Here is a 16,035-nt window from a genome sequence, read left to right as displayed (position 1 = left end):
TTGGGCCTTCAGGAGAGCTGGAGGAGCCCCCGCAGGAGGTCCCGGCTCTCCGAGGGGCCCGGGCTGTCGCTCTGGAGCTCCTTGAGTGCCCTCTCGTACTGGGCGACGTCCTCGGCCTTGTCCAGGTACAGCGCGCTGGTGAGCTGCTCCAGGTACACCACGTCCGACAGGTCGGACTCCGGGAAGCTGAGGATCGTGAACGCGCCACTTTCGCCGGAGTGACCGCCCATGCTGAACGGCACCACCTGGAGGCGCACGTTGGGCCGCTCGGAGATGTCGATGAGGTGCTGGAGCTGGCCGCGCATCACCGCGCGGTCGCCGTAGGGGCGGCGCAGGGCGGCCTCGTCCAGGATGATGTGGAAGTCGGGGGCGCGCTCGTCGACGAGGTGCTTCTGGCGCTCCAGACGCAGCGCGACCCGGCGCTCGACGTCGGCCTCGCTCGCGCCCTGCATGCCCCGCCGGACCACCGCGTGGGCGTACGCCTCGGTCTGCAGCAGTCCGTGCACGAACTGCACCTCGTAGGCCCGGATCAGCGACGCCGCGCCCTCCAGGCCGACGTAGGTCGGGAACCAGCTGGGCAGCACGTCCGAGTAACTGTGCCACCACCCCGCGACGTTGGCCTCTTTCGCCAGGGACAGCAGGGAGGCGCGCTCCTGCTCGTCCGTGATGCCGTACAGGGTCAGCAGGTCCTCGACGTCTCTGGTCTTGAAGCTCACCCGGCCCAACTCCATCCGGCTGATCTTCGACTCGGAGGCGCGGATCGAATAGCCCGCCGCCTCGCGCGTGATGCCCCGCGCCTCACGCAGTCGCCTGAGTTGTGATCCGAGCAGCATGCGCCGCACCACCGATCCCGGCTCTCCCGCGCTCACGTTCGCCAGCCTCCCCAACGTCTCCAGGGGCCGCAGTCTGCCACTAAAACACTCCGAGCAGTACTCGCCCGGTTACGGAAACGGAATCCAGTCGGTCGGCGCTCGCGCGGGTGAGCAAGAAAGAGGCAAGCGAACGACCAAAGGGAGACGCGAAGATGACGGAAAAATTGGCCAACAAGCGGTACGGGACGTCGCAATCCGGTCACGTGCACGTGCATCTGCCCTTGCATCTGCTGTACGCATCCGAAACCATGGTCCCGCACCACCGCCGCATCGCACCGACCGCGAATTCCCGGGAGTGCCTCGCATGGGGACGAATGGATCGACCATGCTCGAGCCGTTACGGCAGGGCCTTCCGCCGCTGGATCCCGCGGCCGTGTCCGACGCCGCCTCCTGCGCCCTTCCCGCCCGCTACGAAGCGGTGCGCGAGGCACGGCGGTTCACCCGAAAGACCCTCGACCGGTGGGACATGGGCGACCGGTTCGACGACGTCTGTCTGGTGGTCTCGGAACTCGTCACCAACGCCCTGCGGCACGGCCTGCCGGCGAACAGCGCGTGCGCCGGGGGCCGTGAGGCTCCCGTGCGGCTGCACCTGATGCGGTGGACCGAGCGGCTGGTGTGCGCGGTGCGCGACCCCAGTCACGACAGTCCGGTGGCCCGGGAGACCGACGACTTCTCGGCCGAGTCGGGCCGCGGGCTGTTCCTCGTCGACTCCTTCAGCGACAGCTGGGGCTGGCACCCGCTCGCGGGCGCGCTCGACGGCAAGGTGGTCTGGGCACTGTTCCGGCTGCCGCGCTCCGGTACCCGGCCGCACGGGGAATGAGACACCGCGGCGCCTTCTCGCGCCGCGGTTCTACGCGCGTCACCGCGCGGCGCGCACCTGACGGCCCTGCGGAGGCAGGGCCTTCATCCCACCAGGTGGTCGAACTCGCCGTCCTTCACCCCGAGCAGCATCGCCTCGATCTCCGCACGGGTGTAGACCAGCGCGGGCCCGTCGGGGAAGCGCGAGTTGCGCACGGCCACGTCTCCGCCCGGCAGCCGGGCGAACTCCACGCACGAGCCCTGCGAGTTGCTGTGCCGGCTCTTCTGCCAGGCCACACCGTGCAGCCGCGCGGCCGCCATACCGTTGTACACGTCGTGGTCCACAGGTCGCTCCCCGGTGGTGCACTGGCTGGTGTGGCCATTGATGCAGTGGTCAACTGACCCGGATCATAGCTCTGTTCATGTGCAGATGCAGGAGCAGATGCACGTGCACGCGGGGTGGTCCCGCGGTTACAGCGCTGGCCCCGCTCGACCGAAGTTCTTGACTGTTTGACGGCTTCGGCCCGCCTCACGTTCCCCCGGCGCGCGGCGAACTCGCCGCTCCGGGGGAGGCCGGGTGGAGGCGGAGCATCCGGTCGACCGCCGGACGAGGGGCCGGGCGGGGGGCCGCACCGGAGAAGCGTGAGCTGGGGCGCGGGGCCCGGCCGCGGCCGTTCGGCCGGCCGACCCGCATCCGGAAGACGGCCCCGGCCTGCGGGTACGGGGAAAATTGGGCCGGTCGCAGGAGGGCGGGGTCCTCCGCGTGACCGGTACCGTCCTCGGCCCATCGCCGGACACGCGCCCGGCTCCCGTCCCCGCCCACCCGGTCGGCAGACGCCCCCGGGACGCTGCCGCGAACGGCCTCCGCACGACCGCCCGGCCGACATCGGACCCGGTCCCGACGGTCCGCCGGGGGCTGCGGCCCGGGCCGCGAGAGACCGCTCGCAGGACCTCCCGTTGCCCGGACGGGAGACTTGCCGGTCGTCAAGCGTGGGGAACGTCACCCGGGGCGAGGCCGGTCCCGCCCCGGGGGGATGAGGAGCTGAGGCCCCCGAGGCGACGCTTGAGCTCCAGCGATCGTCGGGGACCTCAGCTCCTCGGGCGGGGATCAGCGGGCGCTGTAGGGCAGCAGGGCCATCTCGCGGGCGTTCTTGATGGCCCTGGCCAGTTGCCGTTGCTGCTGGGACGACACCCGCGTGACGCGGCGGCTGCGGATCTTGCCGCGGTCGGAGATGAACTTCCGCAGCAGGTCGGTGTCCTTGTAGTCGATGTACGTGATCCCGGCCTGGTCCAGGGGGTTGGGCCGGTCCTTGGCGGGTTTGCGGTCGGGCTTGCGCGGCATGAGGGGTCAGACCTCCAGGAGGGTGTCGAAGGCGTGCGGCAGCCGCTGCCAGGCATCGCGCCCGGCGGCGTATTCGGCGTCGGTGAGCAGGCAGGACTCCAGCAGTCGCTCCAGACCGTCCCGGTCGAGGCCGGGCGAGGTGAAGACGAGGTGCTGACCCCGGTCGCCGTGTTCGGGGTGCCAGTCCAGCGCGGCGGCGGCGCGGCGCACCGGCGGGACCATCTCCCAGGCCGCGTCGGGCAGGGAGGCCAGCCACGGGCCCGCGCTCTCGACGCACAGGGCCCCGCCCGCCGCGTCCCAGTGGAACAGCGTGTCGGGCTTGTCGGCGAGCCAGAACCGGCCCCGGCTGCGGGCGGCCGCACAGGTCAGGTCCTCCAGCGCGGCGTAGAGCCGCTCCGGGTGGAAGGGACGGCGGCGGCTCCAGACCAGGGTGGAGACACCGTGCGCGTCGGCCTCCGCGGGAAGCAGGGCGCAGGCCGGGTGCTGGGCGGCGGCGGCCGCCTCGACGTCGAAACCGGCCAGGGCGGCCTCGGCCAGGGACGACAGCGGGCGCCGGCGGGGGGCCGGCACCGTCAGACCGTCACCGGCCGGATCCGCGGGAGCCTCGCACCCGATGGGGGCCAGGCGGGCCGTCGGGTGCAGTTGCGCGAGCAGCTCACGGTCCTCGTCGTCGGCCTCCGGGGAATCGGCGACCGCGAGGACGGGGGCGTACTCCAGCTGGCGTGCGAAGGTGTCGGCCACCGTGCGCTGGTCGGTCGCCGCCGCGGCGAGACCGCCGTCGGCCAGGTCGTCGCCGTTGCCGAGGTACGGCAGGACCAGGGCCGGGTCGACGGCGGTGATCACGCCGCTCACGGTGAGCCCTCCGGCCGTGACGACCTCGGCCATGGCCTTGGGCTCGACGGAGTCCCACAGTTCGACGACCGCGAGCCGGGTGGCCCCGGCGTCGCGCAGCCGCTCCAGCTCCGGCACCAGGTCCTCGCGCAGGGCGCAGCACGCGCAGTCGTTGACGAGCGGCGCCTCCCCCAGGTCGAGGAGGCCGGAGGCGTCCCTGACGGTCCGTACGACGGTGCCCGCGGCGGCCGTCGACAGGTCGTGGTGGAGGACGACGCTGCCGGGGACGTCGGCGAGCAGCCGCGCGACGGCCGCCCGGCGGGCGTCGGCGTGCAGCCCGCCGACGATCACGACGGGGAGCCCAGGAGGGACGGCCACCGGGTCAGCCCTTCTTTCCGTACCGGCGCTCGAAGCGCTCCACGCGGCCGGCGGTGTCCAGGACGCGGGCCGTGCCGGTGTAGAAGGGGTGGCTGACATCGGAGATCTCGACGTCCACGACCGGGTAGGTGTTGCCGTCCTCCCACTCGATCGTCTTCTCGCCCGCCGTGGCGGACAGGGTCGAGCGGGTGAGGAAGGCGTAGTTCGCGGCACGGTCGCGGAAGACGACGGGCCCGTACTGCGGGTGGATTCCCTGGCGCATGGTCAGCGCTCCTCTCGGAAGTCGACGTGGCGGCCGGCGACCGGATCGAACTTGCGCAGGGTCAGCCGGTCCGGGTCGTTACGGCGGTTCTTGCGGGTCACGTAGGTGAAGCCGGTCCCGGCGGTGGACCGGAGCTTGATGACCGGCCGGAGTTCGTTGCGTGCCATGCCGCTATGATACTGAAAATGAATCCCATTTCCATTGCCTGAGCAGAGAGGTACGTCACCACCCATGTCCGCGCACTGCATGCTGACCGGCGCACAGCCGGGTTTCGGCAACCGCATCTCGCACTCCCACCGGCGCACGTCGCGCCGGTTCGACCCCAACATCCAGTCCAAGCGCTACTGGCTGCCGAGCGAGGGCCGGTACGTCCGGCTCCGGCTGAGCGCCAGGGGGATCAAGACCGTCGACACGATCGGGGTCGAGGCCGCCGTCGCCCGGATCAGGGCCCGGGGAGTGAGGGTCTGATGGCCAAGAAGAGCAAGATCGCCAAGAACGACCGCCGGCAGGAGGTCGTCGCGCGGTACGCCGCCCGGCGGGCCGAACTGAAGGAGATCATCCGGCGGCCGTCGTCGACGGAGGCCGAACGGCTCGCCGCACAGGCGGAACTGCGCAGGCAGCCGCGCGACGCGAGCGCCACGCGCGTGCGCAACCGGGACCAGGTGGACGGCAGGCCGCGCGGTTACTTCCGGGCGTTCGGGCTGTCCCGGGTGAGTCTGCGCGAGCAGGCGCACGCGGGGTATCTGCCCGGGGTGCGCAAGTCGTCCTGGTGAGAGGCGTTCGCAGAGGCTCTTGACGGCCCCTGGTAGCTTGCTGCGATCGTTCCGGCCACGGGGCGGGGCCGGTGCCGTCCGGGCCGCCCGCCCGGCTACAGCTTGGGGGCTTGCAGTGACTTCGGTGATCTTCTCGCGCCGCTCCGGCGCCGTGCGTGTCGCGGCGGCGGCCGCGGGGCTGGCGGGCGTGCTCGCGCTGAGCGCGTGCAGCAGCGACGGCGACTCGGGCGACGACTCGGCCTCCAGCCCGGCTCCGTCCGCCTCGGCCTCCGCCGGCACGGGCGGCGACTCCGGCTCCGGCTCCGGGAAGCCGGCGGCCGGCGAACTGGAGGGCAGCTGGCTCGCGACGACCGGCGGCAAGGCCGTGGCCCTGGTGATCACCGGCAAGCAGGCCGCGCTGTTCGCCACCGGCGGGAGCGTGTGCAGCGGCACCGCGGGCGAGGAGTCCGGGATGCGCATGATCCGCCTGAAGTGCACGGACGGCTCCAAGGACCGGACGAGCGGCATGGTCGACTCCGTGGACGGGAGCAGCCTGAAGGTCACCTGGAAGGGCGGCCTCGGTGCGGAGACCTACCGGAAGGCCGAGGGCGGCAAACTCCCGACGGACCTGCCGACGGCCGGCCTCGGCTGATCCGGGTCCTGGGCGGCGTCCCGGGCGGCAGACGGGCTGCCCCTGATCGCGGGCGGCAGCCCGGCTGACCCGGGTCCCGGACGGCAGCCCGGCTAGCCTCGATTTTGGGCGGCGGCCCGGCCGACCCGAAACCCGGGCGGCCGGCCGGCTGCCCCGGCTCCCGGACGGCAGGCCGACTTACCCCGGTCCCGGACGACAGCCCGGCTGCCCCGGACCCCGGACAGCAGCCTGGCTGTCCCCGATCTTGGGCGGCGGCCCGGCTGACCGAACCCGGACAACAACCCGGCTGACCCGAAACCCGGGGCAGCAGCCCAACTGGCACTCGGCGCCGTGCAGGCGGGCCCTGGATCGCCCCGGGCACCGTGGACCGTCCGGCGTTCGGGGGAATCGCAGGGGGTGCGTGCTCCTGCGGCAGTCGCGTGCGTGATGATCCAGGGGCCCGATGACGCTTCCGTTCGACACGTCCAGAGGACCCCATGCGAACCCTTCCCCTCACCCTGGCCGCCGCCCTCGCCGCGACGGTCCTGCTGACCGGCTGCAGCGACGACGCCTCCGGTGGTGGCGACGACGTCAAGAACGCGGACCGGCCGAAGAGCGATGCGGCCTGCGCGCTCGGCGACATGGGCGTCGAGGTCGGCGCGGGTGCCGCCCCGGCCGCCGGGGACACCGGCACCGTCACCGTCACGCTCACCAACAAGGGCGCGACGTGCACGCTGAAGGGCTTCCCCGGCGTGGACCTGCTGGCCGACGACAAGACGACGTCCGTCTCCCCCGACGAGGGCGCGAAGGCCCAGTCGCTGACCCTCGGGAAGGGCGGCACCACGTCCTTCACGATCACCTACGTCCGGGGCGAGGCGGGCTCCGCTGAGAGCCTCGACGTGCGCAAGGCGTCCTTCACCCTGCCCGGCGACACCAGGACGGCGCACGAACTGACGTGGTCCTACGGCGAGGTCGACTGGACGACGCACAAGCCCTCGGTGAGCGGCTTCGAGACGTCGGGCGACTGACGGCACGGGCGGAACCGGACCGAACCGGGCGGAGCTCCCGGCAGGTCAGCGCAAGGGCGGCCGGTGCCGGACCTGGGCCCGGTCCGCCGCCCGCGCGCCCTCCGTCCAGCCCGCCTCGTCCCGGACCGCCCGCAGCCGGGTCGTGGTCGTCTCGGGGAACATCCGGTCCAGCCGCCCGGTGACGGCGACCTCGCGGGAGGCGAGGACCGGCAGCAGGTCGTCGGTGACCTGGGTCCGCGCCGCCGCCGTCAGACGGGTGCCGATGCGATGGGCGTAGGCCGCGAGGAACGACTGCCGGAACGTCTTCGTGCGCTTGCGGCCACCCGCCCGCTGCGCGGCCTCCGCCTTGGTCATCGCGCTCATGGCCTGGACGAGCAGTGAGGTGTAGAGGAGCTCGACCGCCTCCAGGTCGGTGTCGAAGCCGACCACGGTGGAGAACCCGAGCGGCTCGTTCCACACCGCCCGGCAGTGGTTGGCGCCCGCGACGGCGTCCAGCAGCACCGCCTTGGCCTGCTCGTACGGCGGCTCGACCCCGATCCGGCAGGCCCCGGGCGTGTCCGGCGAGGGCGCCCGCGCCGCGAGCAGCGCCTCGTCGACGCTGTGCCGGGCCATCAGCTCCTGCGCCTTGGCACTGAGCGCCTCGGCCTCCTCCGGGAACCCGGTGGCCTCCGCCTTGGCGAGCAGGGCACGGATGCGGGTGAGCATGCGGGACTCGGTCCGCGCGGGCCCGGGCGCCTCGTCCAGGGCCTCCAGTGCCGGCAGCCGCAGCAGCAGCCGATACAGCTCCAGCACGGCGGTGGCGTGTGAGAAACGGTCGGTCCGGGGCAGGGCGTCGCCGGGCAGGTCCGCGAGCTGCTCGTTCCAGCGGCGGCCGCGGGGCCCGTCGTCGGGCACTTGGGCGCGGATCAGCTCGGCGGCGAGGAGCACGTGGGCGTCGTCCAGCTCGCGCCGGACGATCCGCACGACATCGGCCGGCTGCCAGCCGCGTCGCCAGGCGCTCGCGATGAACTCCTGCCCGCGGCGCGCGAGTTCGGCGTCCGCCGCCGGGTCGGAGGCGAGCAGGGACGCGCCGGTGTCGAGGGCGCTCTCGCCGGTCGCGTAGAGGGCCGCCGCGAAGGCGCGGTCGACGGTGCTGGACGTACTCACGGGCCGATGGTGCCACGCCGTGGCGGAGGATCCGGAACCCGATGACGGCTGTCAACTCAAGGTTGACACCTCAGGGGGCGCAACCTACGGTTGACACATGACGAACCCCGACACCACGTCATCCATCCGTCTCGACGACCTCATCGCGGCCATCAAGAAGGTCCACGAGGAACCGCTTGACCAGTTGCAGGACGCGGTGATCGCCGCGGACCACCTGGGCGACGTGGCCGACCACCTGATCGGCCACTTCGTCGACCAGGCCCGGCGCTCCGGCGCCTCCTGGACCGAGATCGGCAAGAGCATGGGCGTCACCCGGCAGGCCGCCCAGAAGCGGTTCGTGCCGAAGGAGTCGGCCGACCTCGACCCCAGCCAGGGCTTCAGCCGCTACACCGTGCGCGCCCGGAACGTGGTCATGACCGCCCACAACGAGTCCAAGACCGCGCGCAACGCCGAGGGCGTGCCCGAGCACCTCGTCCTCGGACTGCTCGCCGAGCCCGAGGGCCTCGCCGCGAAGGCGATCGTCGAGCAGGGCGTCTCGCTCGACACGGTCCGCGAGGCGGCGACGGCGGCGCTCCCGCCCGCCGTCGACGAGGTCCCGGAGCTGGTGCCGTACGGCCAGGCCGCCAAGAAGGTCCTGGAGCTCACCTTCCGCGAGGCCCTGCGCCTCGGCCACAACTACATCGGCACCGAGCACATCCTGCTCGCCCTGCTGGAGCACGAGAACGGCGAGGGCGTCCTCAGCGGCCTCGGCGTCGACAAGGAACGCACCGAGCGGTATGTCGCCGCGGTGCTGGAGAAGATCGCGCAGGCGCAGAAGGAAGCGCTGGAGGAATCCTGATCGCGCGGGCGTCCTGATCGTGCAGGCGCAGAAGGGGACGCCGGAGGAATCCTGACGGCGGCCCGCGGCGACGGGGCGTTGTCAGACCCCCCTGGCACACTCGCAGCATGGCCGACCGGTGGGCACTCGCTCCGGCCGAGGACGGTGGCGTGGACGTCGCCCCCCTCGGTCCGGACGGGCTGCCCGCCGGGCCGGTGCGGCGGGAGGCCGATCCCGCCGAGGCCGTCCGGAGCCGTCCCGGCGTCACGCGGTGGGTGTGGCGGTCCACCGCCGAGGTCTACCCGCGCCTGCTCGCCACGGGGGTGCGAGTCGAGCGGTGCTACGACGTCGAGGCCGCCGAGACGCTCCTCCTCGGCCACGAGGGGCGGTACGGGGAACCACGCTCGGCCGCGGCCGCCCTGGCCCGGCTGCGCGGCGGCCCCGTACCGCCCGACCCACCGCAGCGCTCCGCCGAGCCCGGCTCCCAGTCCTCCCTGTTCGAGCCCCGGGGCGTCCCCCTGCCCCTGCCGGACCTGCTCACGGTCTACGCCGAGCAGCAGCGGCGGCACGCGCGCGCCGAGCACCCCGAGCGCATGCGGCTGCTGACGGCCGCCGAGTCGGCGGGCATGCTGGTGGCCGCCGAGATGAACCGCGCCGGGCTGCCCTGGAGCGCCGAGGTGCACCGCGCGCTGCTGCACGACCTGCTGGGCGAGCGCTACACGGGCGGCGGCGAGCCGCGCCGGCTGGCCGAGCTGGCCGACGAGGTGTCCGCCGCGTTCGGCAGACGGGTCCGCCCCGACCTGCCCGCGGACGTGGTCAAGGCCTTCTCCCAGGCCGGCATCAAGGTCTCCTCGACCCGCCGCTGGGAGCTCCAGTCCGTCGACCACCCGGCGGTGAAGCCCCTGATCGAGTACAAGAAGCTGTACCGCATCTGGGTCGCCCACGGCTGGTCCTGGCTCCAGGACTGGGTCCGCGAGGGCCGGTTCAGACCCGAGTTCCTCGCGGGCGGCACGGTCACCGGGCGCTGGGTCACCAACGGCGGGGGCGGGCTCCAGATCCCCAAGGTGATCCGGCGGGCCGTGGTCGCCGACCCCGGCTGGCGGCTCGTCGTCGCCGACGCCGACCAGATGGAACCGCGCGTCCTCGCCGCGATCTCCCGCGACCCGGGCCTGATGGAGGTGGCCGGCCGGGAGAGCGACCTGTACCAGTCGGTCTCCGACCGCGCCTTCTCCGGTGACCGCGACCAGGCCAAGCTCGCCGTGCTCGGCGCGGTCTACGGCCAGACCTCCGGTGACGGCCTGAAGAACCTCGCCGCGCTCAGACGCCGCTTCCCCAGGGCGGTGGCGTACGTCGACGACGCGGCCCGGGCCGGTGAGGAGGGCCGGCTGGTGCGGACCTGGCTCGGTCGGACCTGCCCGCCCGCTGCCCGGGGGACGGACGACGCGACCGAGGAGGCCGGCATCCCCTCCGCTGCCGCCGAGGACGACGACCGGTCCGACACCGCCGGCGCCGCCTGGGTCCCCGGCTACGCCTCGACCAACGCCCGCGCCCGCGGCCGCTTCGCCCGCAACTTCGTCGTGCAGGGCAGTGCGGCCGACTGGGCGCTGCTGCTGCTCGCCGCGCTGCGCAAGAGCTGCGCCGAGCTGTCGGCCGAGCTGGTCTTCTTCCAGCACGACGAGGTGATCGTGCACTGCCCCGAGCGGGAGACGGAGGCGGTGGTGGCCGCCATCCGCGAGGCGGCGGCCCTGGCCGGGCGGCTGACCTTCGGCGAGACGCCGGTCCGGTTCCCGTTCACCACGGCGGTGGTGGAGTGCTACGCGGACGCCAAGTGATCAGGCGGAGCAGGCCAGCAGCGCACGCAGTTCGGTGACCACCGACCGCTCGTCCGTGCCCTCCAGCGCCGCGAGCGCCGAGCCCCACTGCGCCCGCGCCTCACCGAGACGCCCCCGCTCGCGCAGCAGCAGTCCGTGCTGGTGGCGGGCGAGAGCGCCGGTGTAGCGGTCGGCGCGGGCATCGGCGAGGACGAGCAGTTCGGCGCACTCGCGGGCGGCCCTGCGACCGCGGCCCAGCAGCCGTAGAGCGCGCACCAGACCGAGCCGGGCCCGGGACTCGCCGTGCCAGTCGCCGTGCCCGCCGAGGATGCGCAGGCTCTCCTCGAAGTGCGGCAGCGCCGCGGCCGGTTCACCGAGCCGCAGATGCGCGTACCCGATGTTGCGGTGTGCGGAGTGGCGCACGATCACGGCGTCGATCTCGTCCCCGAGGGCGAGTGAACGCCGGTGTTCCTCGATCGCGGCCCGCGGGTCGGTGTGCTCGAAGAGGTTGCCGAGGTGGCTGTGGGTGACGGCCTCGCCGTACGGATCGTCCAGTCGCCGGGCGTACTCCAGGCTCCGCTTCAGCGCCTCGCCCGCCTCGGTGTGCCGGCCGAGGCCGTCCAGCAGCAGGCCGCGGTTGTTGAGGCAGCGGCGGATCCAGGAGGGGTGGTCCAGCCGCCGCCAGATGACGAGCGCGAGGTCGTTGAGGGCGAGGGCCTCGGTGTGCCGGCCGGTGAGGAAGTGCAGCCCGGCGAGGTCGACCAGCGCGTACGCCTCCGCCGCCGCGTCACCGAGCCGCCGTGCCACCCGCAGCCCGGCCGGCCCGAGCACCTCCATCTCGGCGACGCGGCCCCGGCGGTGCACGTAGGGAACGATCAGCCGGACCAGCGTGCAGATCAGGCCCGCCCGCCGCTCGCAGGGGTCGTCCGCGTACCGCTCGACGAGGGTGACGACGTTCTCCAGCTCACCGTCCGCCCAGGCGAAGGCCTCCTCGGGGCCGGTGAAGGGGGCGACGGTGCCGAGGTGGGCCGCGTGGCAGCCCGGCAGGCCCGCGGTCGGGCGGCGGCGGTCGTCCTGGTCGGGGCCGGGCTCCACGATCGCGGTGAGGACGCGCTCGGCGACGGCGGCGTACCAGTGCAGTGCCGTGTCGGCGCAGGCACCGGCGTCCTCCCGCCCGGCGAGTTCACGGGCGAAGTCACGTACCAGGTCGTGCGGGGCCCAGCGGCCGTACGTGGTCTCCTCCAGCAGCGCCACGTCGAGGAGCCGGTCCAGGGCGGCCTCGGTGCGGGCCTCGCCGATGCCGGTGAGGCGGGCGAGCAGGGGGGCGCCGTACGCGGGCAGGTCGAGCGCGCCGATGCGGCGCAGGGTGCGGGCCGCGTCCCGGTCCGCCTCGCGCTCGGAGGCGGCGAGCGCGTCATAGGCGACGGCCAGGGAGCGCCGGACGCTCAGGTCGTCGTACTCCAGGTGGTGCAACCGCCTGTCGGCATTCGCGAGTTGACCGGCGAGGACGTCCGGGGACAGAGCCCGGCGGGCGGCCAGCCGCGCGGCGACGACACGCAGGGCCAGCGGGAGACGGCCGGTGAGGGCGACGAGGCGGCGGGCGGCGTCCGTACCGTCCAGGCCGTCGCGGCCCGAAGCGGCGCGCAGGAGTTCGGCGCCCTCCTCCTCCGACAGCGGAGCGAGCGGGAACCGGGCCGCGCCGTCGAGGGCGGCCAGCGGCGAACGGCTGGTGACGATCACCCCGCATCCGGCACCGCCCGGCAGCAGCGGACGCACCTGCGCGGCGCTCACGGCGTCGTCCAGCACCAGGAGCGTGCGGGTCGGCGCGAGCAGCGAGCGCAGCAACGCGGCCGCCGCGTCCGGCTGTTCGGGGATGCGGGAGGGCTCCGTGCCGAGGTCACGCAGCAGGGCGGTGAGCGCCTGACCGGGGGTGAGGGGGGTCATGCCCGGCGTGGCACCGTGCAGGTCGAGGTGGAGCTGCCCATCGGGGAAACGGTCCGCCAAACGGTGGGCCACCTGGAGCGCGAGGGCGCTCTTGCCGACACCCGCCATACCGCTGATGACGACGGCGGGATGCGGATCGGGCGCCGCGAGGACGCGGTGCAGACGGTCGCGTACGGCGGTGCGGCCGACGAAATGGGCAGGTGGCGGGGGCAGTTGAGCGGGCGAGGGCACCGCTTCGCGTGTTTCCGCCGGGCTCCCCTCCCCCATGGCCCCCCGCAGCACCTCCACATGGGCCTGACGCACCCCGGGACCCGGCTCGACGCCGAGTCGGCCGACGAGGCGGGTGCGCAGGTCGCGGTGGACGGCCAGGGCCTCGGCCTGGCGACCGGTGCGGTGCAGGGCGAGCATCAGCTGCCGGTGGAACATCTCCCGCAGCGGGTGCTCGCCGGTCAACGCGGCCAGTTCCGGCACCAGTTCGCGCAGGCGTGGGCCGCCCAGCGCCAACTCGGCGTCGTAGCGCCACTCCAGGAGCATCATCCGGGCCTCGCGCAGCCGCTGCGCGAGGGCGTACCCTCCCGCCTCGGGCGGCAACCCGGCGAGCGGCGCACCCCGCCACAGCGTGAGCGCGGCCTCGCACTCACGCACCACCCGCTCCCAGTCCCGCCCCGCGTGCGCGGCGCGCGCGGCGGCGACACGGGCGTCGAAGACATGGACGTCCAACTCGCCCTCGTCGAGCCTCAGCACGTACCCGGACGGCACGGTGCGCAACCGCTCGGGATCGTCGAGCAGCCGCCGCACCCGGGCGATGTGGTTGTGCAGCGAGGCCTGGGCGGAAACGGGCGGCGCCCCGCTCCACAGGGCGTCCTTGAGCGACTCGACGGAGACGACGCGCCCCGCGTCGAGGAGCAACACGGCCAGCAGCACACGGGACTTGGGGCTAGCGACGGCCCTGGCCTCGACCGGGCCGCCACCCCGGACGTCGTAGAACAGCGCAGGCGGCCCCAGCAGCCCGAATCGCATACCCCCGTGCCCCCAGCCCTGACGAGTTTCCATCCCCACGCAGCGGATTTCCGCCACCTCGGCCCGCGGCCCGCTCCGCCGGATCCGGCCGCCCTGCCGACCGCTCCACCGGCGGTCCCACCGGCGGTCCCACCGGCAGCCCTACCGGCCGCCCCGATCCCGGTCCGGCGACTTCAGGCCAGGCAGCGGATGACACAACGGCGAACCATTGGCCACATGTTAGCGATCGGTTGGCAAAACCTGATGTGATCACTTCATCGGATCTGGCCCGACGGTACGCGCGTCTGGACGCGCAACTCGGGGGAGTGTCGCCGCCGCGGCCGGATCCGGGTCCCGGTCGGCGGAGGTGAACGGCCGGGGCCCCTCAATCTCTCCGACGCGTCAGACGACGGGCGGCCGCCCGAGCCGGGTGAGCCGCCACACCGTCCGCCACCGCATGGGCCGCCGCTCCCCCGCCGGTTCCCGCACACCTTCCAGGAACCCTCCGAACCACGCCCGCAGTCCGGCGCCCGACCGGTTCCGGGCGAGGGTGAGCAGCACCCACACGCCGAGATGGACGGGCACGAGGGCGAGCGGAAGCCGGCGGCGGGCAAGCCAGACCCGGTTGCGGGCGTTGACGCGGAAGTAGATGGCGTGCCGGGCGGGCGAGGTCTTCGGATGCCGCAGCAGCAGCTCCGGCGCGTACAGGATCCGCCACCCGGCATCGACCGCGCGCCAGGCGAGGTCGGTCTCCTCGTGCGCGAAGAAGAACTCGGCCGGCCAGTCCCCGATCTCGTCGAGCATCGCCATGCGCAGCGCGTGCCCGCCGCCGAGGAAGCCGGTGACGTAACCGCCCCGCAGCGGGTCCGCGTTGCCGACCCGGGGCACGTGCCGCTGCTGCGTCTCACCGAGCTCGTCGGCGATGCGGAAGCCGACGATGCCCAGCCGCTCGTCCGCGGCGTACAGGTCGCGCACCCGGCGCAGCACATCGGCGTCGACGAGCAGACCGTCGTCGTCGAGATCCACCACCACGTCGATGTCGCCGAACTCCCGCAGCCGTGCCAGGGCCGCGTTGCGCCCGCCGGGGCAGCCGAGATTCTCGTCGAGTTCGACGGTGGTGACCTCACCCGGCAGCGACAGCCGGCGGGCGAAGTCGGGCAGCGGGCAGCCGTTGCCGACGACGACGATCCGCTCGGGCGGCACATCCTGCTTGCCCACGGACTCCAGCAGGGCGTCGACCTCTTCGGGCCGGTTGCCCATCGTCACCACGGCGACCGCGATCCTGGGTGCCCCCATGTCCTTCACCTCATCCGGTCGGCGCCTACGGGTCGACGGGCGATGCTAGCCGTTCACGGCGGGGACGCCCGGTGTACGTCTGTCCGACGGCGGTTCGCCCCACGCCGGTCGGGGCGGGCCGCACCCGACCGGAGCGGGCACAGGATGTCGGGTGCGGCGGGGGGCGCGCTGCCTAGCGTGAGGGCACGAAAAGGAAGGAGCCCGGCGTGCTGGACCGGCTCAACCAGGCGATGGACCGGATCGAACGGAACCTCACCCACACCGTGGACGTGGCGGACCTGGCGCGGACGGCGTGCACCTCGGAGTACCACCTGCGCCGCATGTTCTCCGCCCTGGCAGGCATGCCCCTGTCGGAGTACGTCCGCCGCCGCAGGCTGACGGTCGCGGGCGCGGAGGTCCTGGCGGGCGACGCGACGCTGCTGGAGATCGCGGTCCGCTACGGCTACGGATCCGGAGAGGCGTTCGCGCGGGCTTTCCGCGCGATGCACGGCGTGGGCCCCGGCAAGGCCCGGCGCACCGGCGCCGCGCTCGTCTCCCAGCCCCGGCTGACCTTCCGCCTCACCGTCGAAGGGAGCAGCAGCATGCACTACCGCGTCACCGACCGCCCGGCCTTCACCGTCCTGGGCTTCAAGACCCGGATCCCCCTGATCCACTCCGGCCCGAACCCGGCGATCACCGACTTCGTCCGCGGCCTCGACAAGCCGGCCGTGGAACGCCTGGAGAAACTCTCCGACCAGGATCCGCAAGGCCTCGTCGCGGTCTGCGACGACCTGGACCCGAGCCGCGCGGAGGGCACGGAACTGGACTACTACCACGCAGTGATCACATCGGCCCCGACCCCCGGCCCGGCCCCCGAGGGCACGACCACGCTCCCGGTCCCGCCGGGCACCTGGGCGGTCTTCACCACGTCGGGTCCGGCCCCGGAGGCCATCCAGGAACTCTGGCGCGACGTGTTCACGGAGTGGTTCCCGTCCAACCCCTACCGCACCCGCCCGGGCCCGGAGATCCTCCGCGCCCGCCTGTCACCCGACGGCACGCGGGCGGACGCGGAACTGTGGCTGCCGGTGGAGCGGGAAACGAGCCACTGACACACAGAAACCCCAGGCCGGATTGCATCCGGCCTGGGGT

17 protein-coding genes are annotated in these 16,035 nt (G+C 73.4%); 8 read left to right on the top strand and 9 right to left on the bottom strand.

The window, feature by feature from the left end:
* Nucleotides 1-8 precede the first annotated feature (8 nt).
* Nucleotides 9-833, bottom strand: coding sequence for a helix-turn-helix transcriptional regulator (locus tag AB0I06_RS06480; RefSeq protein ID WP_363117699.1), 825 nt, complete (start codon nucleotides 831-833; stop codon nucleotides 9-11).
* Nucleotides 834-1,176: 343 nt separating this feature from the next.
* On the opposite strand from AB0I06_RS06480, the gene AB0I06_RS06475 reads away from it, so the two are divergent.
* Nucleotides 1,177-1,692: an ATP-binding protein gene (locus AB0I06_RS06475; protein WP_363117589.1), complete on the top strand. Its 516-nt coding sequence runs from the start codon at nucleotides 1,177-1,179 to the stop codon at nucleotides 1,690-1,692.
* Nucleotides 1,693-1,775: 83 nt separating this feature from the next.
* On the opposite strand, the gene AB0I06_RS06470 is transcribed toward AB0I06_RS06475, so the two are convergent.
* From AB0I06_RS06470 to rpmG, 5 genes are all read right to left on the bottom strand, one after another.
* The gene (locus AB0I06_RS06470) at nucleotides 1,776-1,991 is read right to left on the bottom strand and encodes a DUF397 domain-containing protein (RefSeq protein ID WP_363117698.1); all 216 of its coding nucleotides are present in this window, start codon (nucleotides 1,989-1,991) and stop codon (nucleotides 1,776-1,778) included.
* A gap of 787 nt (nucleotides 1,992-2,778) precedes the next feature.
* Nucleotides 2,779-3,012: a 30S ribosomal protein S18 gene (gene rpsR, locus AB0I06_RS06465; RefSeq protein WP_363117588.1), complete on the bottom strand. Its 234-nt coding sequence runs from the start codon at nucleotides 3,010-3,012 to the stop codon at nucleotides 2,779-2,781.
* A gap of 6 nt (nucleotides 3,013-3,018) precedes the next feature.
* The gene (locus tag AB0I06_RS06460; RefSeq protein WP_363117587.1) at nucleotides 3,019-4,221 is read right to left on the bottom strand and encodes a GTP-binding protein; all 1,203 of its coding nucleotides are present in this window, start codon (nucleotides 4,219-4,221) and stop codon (nucleotides 3,019-3,021) included.
* A gap of 4 nt (nucleotides 4,222-4,225) precedes the next feature.
* Nucleotides 4,226-4,483: a type B 50S ribosomal protein L31 gene (locus tag AB0I06_RS06455; protein WP_363117586.1), complete on the bottom strand. Its 258-nt coding sequence runs from the start codon at nucleotides 4,481-4,483 to the stop codon at nucleotides 4,226-4,228.
* 2 nt (nucleotides 4,484-4,485) lie between these two features.
* Nucleotides 4,486-4,650 (bottom strand): 50S ribosomal protein L33, encoded by a 165-nt coding sequence (gene rpmG / locus AB0I06_RS06450; RefSeq protein WP_003991959.1) that lies wholly within the window; start codon nucleotides 4,648-4,650, stop codon nucleotides 4,486-4,488.
* 64 nt (nucleotides 4,651-4,714) lie between these two features.
* On the opposite strand from rpmG, the gene rpmB reads away from it, so the two are divergent.
* From rpmB to AB0I06_RS06430, 4 genes are all read left to right on the top strand, one after another.
* Nucleotides 4,715-4,951: a 50S ribosomal protein L28 gene (gene rpmB / locus AB0I06_RS06445; protein ID WP_037683940.1), complete on the top strand. Its 237-nt coding sequence runs from the start codon at nucleotides 4,715-4,717 to the stop codon at nucleotides 4,949-4,951.
* Nucleotides 4,951-5,256 (top strand): 30S ribosomal protein S14, encoded by a 306-nt coding sequence (rpsN, locus tag AB0I06_RS06440; RefSeq protein WP_062928325.1) that lies wholly within the window; start codon nucleotides 4,951-4,953, stop codon nucleotides 5,254-5,256. Before rpmB ends, rpsN begins: the two co-directional genes overlap by 1 nt.
* A gap of 124 nt (nucleotides 5,257-5,380) precedes the next feature.
* Entirely contained in the window at nucleotides 5,381-5,887 is a 507-nt protein-coding gene (locus AB0I06_RS06435; protein WP_363117585.1) for a hypothetical protein, read from the top strand.
* A gap of 476 nt (nucleotides 5,888-6,363) precedes the next feature.
* Nucleotides 6,364-6,894, top strand: a complete 531-nt coding sequence (locus tag AB0I06_RS06430) for a DUF4232 domain-containing protein (protein WP_363117584.1) — start codon at nucleotides 6,364-6,366, stop codon at nucleotides 6,892-6,894.
* A 45-nt stretch (nucleotides 6,895-6,939) separates the two neighbouring features.
* Here AB0I06_RS06430 and AB0I06_RS06425 read toward each other — a convergent pair whose 3' ends face one another.
* Complete coding sequence (locus AB0I06_RS06425) at nucleotides 6,940-8,040, bottom strand: DUF2786 domain-containing protein (protein ID WP_363117583.1); 1,101 nt, start codon at nucleotides 8,038-8,040, stop codon at nucleotides 6,940-6,942.
* A 97-nt stretch (nucleotides 8,041-8,137) separates the two neighbouring features.
* Between AB0I06_RS06425 and AB0I06_RS06420 the strand changes: the two genes are divergently transcribed.
* On the top strand, nucleotides 8,138-8,878 hold the full coding sequence (locus AB0I06_RS06420; RefSeq protein WP_363117582.1) for a Clp protease N-terminal domain-containing protein: 741 nt from the start codon (nucleotides 8,138-8,140) through the stop codon (nucleotides 8,876-8,878).
* 107 nt (nucleotides 8,879-8,985) lie between these two features.
* Nucleotides 8,986-10,689, top strand: coding sequence for a bifunctional 3'-5' exonuclease/DNA polymerase (locus tag AB0I06_RS06415; RefSeq protein ID WP_363117581.1), 1,704 nt, complete (start codon nucleotides 8,986-8,988; stop codon nucleotides 10,687-10,689).
* Here the strand turns inward: AB0I06_RS06415 and AB0I06_RS06410 are convergent, their stop codons facing one another.
* Entirely contained in the window at nucleotides 10,690-13,632 is a 2,943-nt protein-coding gene (locus tag AB0I06_RS06410; protein ID WP_363117580.1) for a BTAD domain-containing putative transcriptional regulator, read from the bottom strand.
* Nucleotides 13,633-14,013: 381 nt separating this feature from the next.
* The gene (locus tag AB0I06_RS06405) at nucleotides 14,014-14,907 is read right to left on the bottom strand and encodes a glycosyltransferase (protein ID WP_363117579.1); all 894 of its coding nucleotides are present in this window, start codon (nucleotides 14,905-14,907) and stop codon (nucleotides 14,014-14,016) included.
* Nucleotides 14,908-15,113: 206 nt separating this feature from the next.
* Between AB0I06_RS06405 and AB0I06_RS06400 the strand changes: the two genes are divergently transcribed.
* Entirely contained in the window at nucleotides 15,114-15,995 is an 882-nt protein-coding gene (locus AB0I06_RS06400) for an AraC family transcriptional regulator (protein WP_363117578.1), read from the top strand.
* Nucleotides 15,996-16,035 lie beyond the last annotated feature (40 nt).

Origin of the sequence: Streptomyces sp. NPDC050674, assembly GCF_040654575.1 — a bacterium.
In the GTDB taxonomy this organism is placed as follows: domain Bacteria; phylum Actinomycetota; class Actinomycetes; order Streptomycetales; family Streptomycetaceae; genus Streptomyces.
The sequence above is the reverse complement of the archived record's forward strand: the minus strand, read 5'-3'. Positions and strand labels throughout refer to the sequence as shown.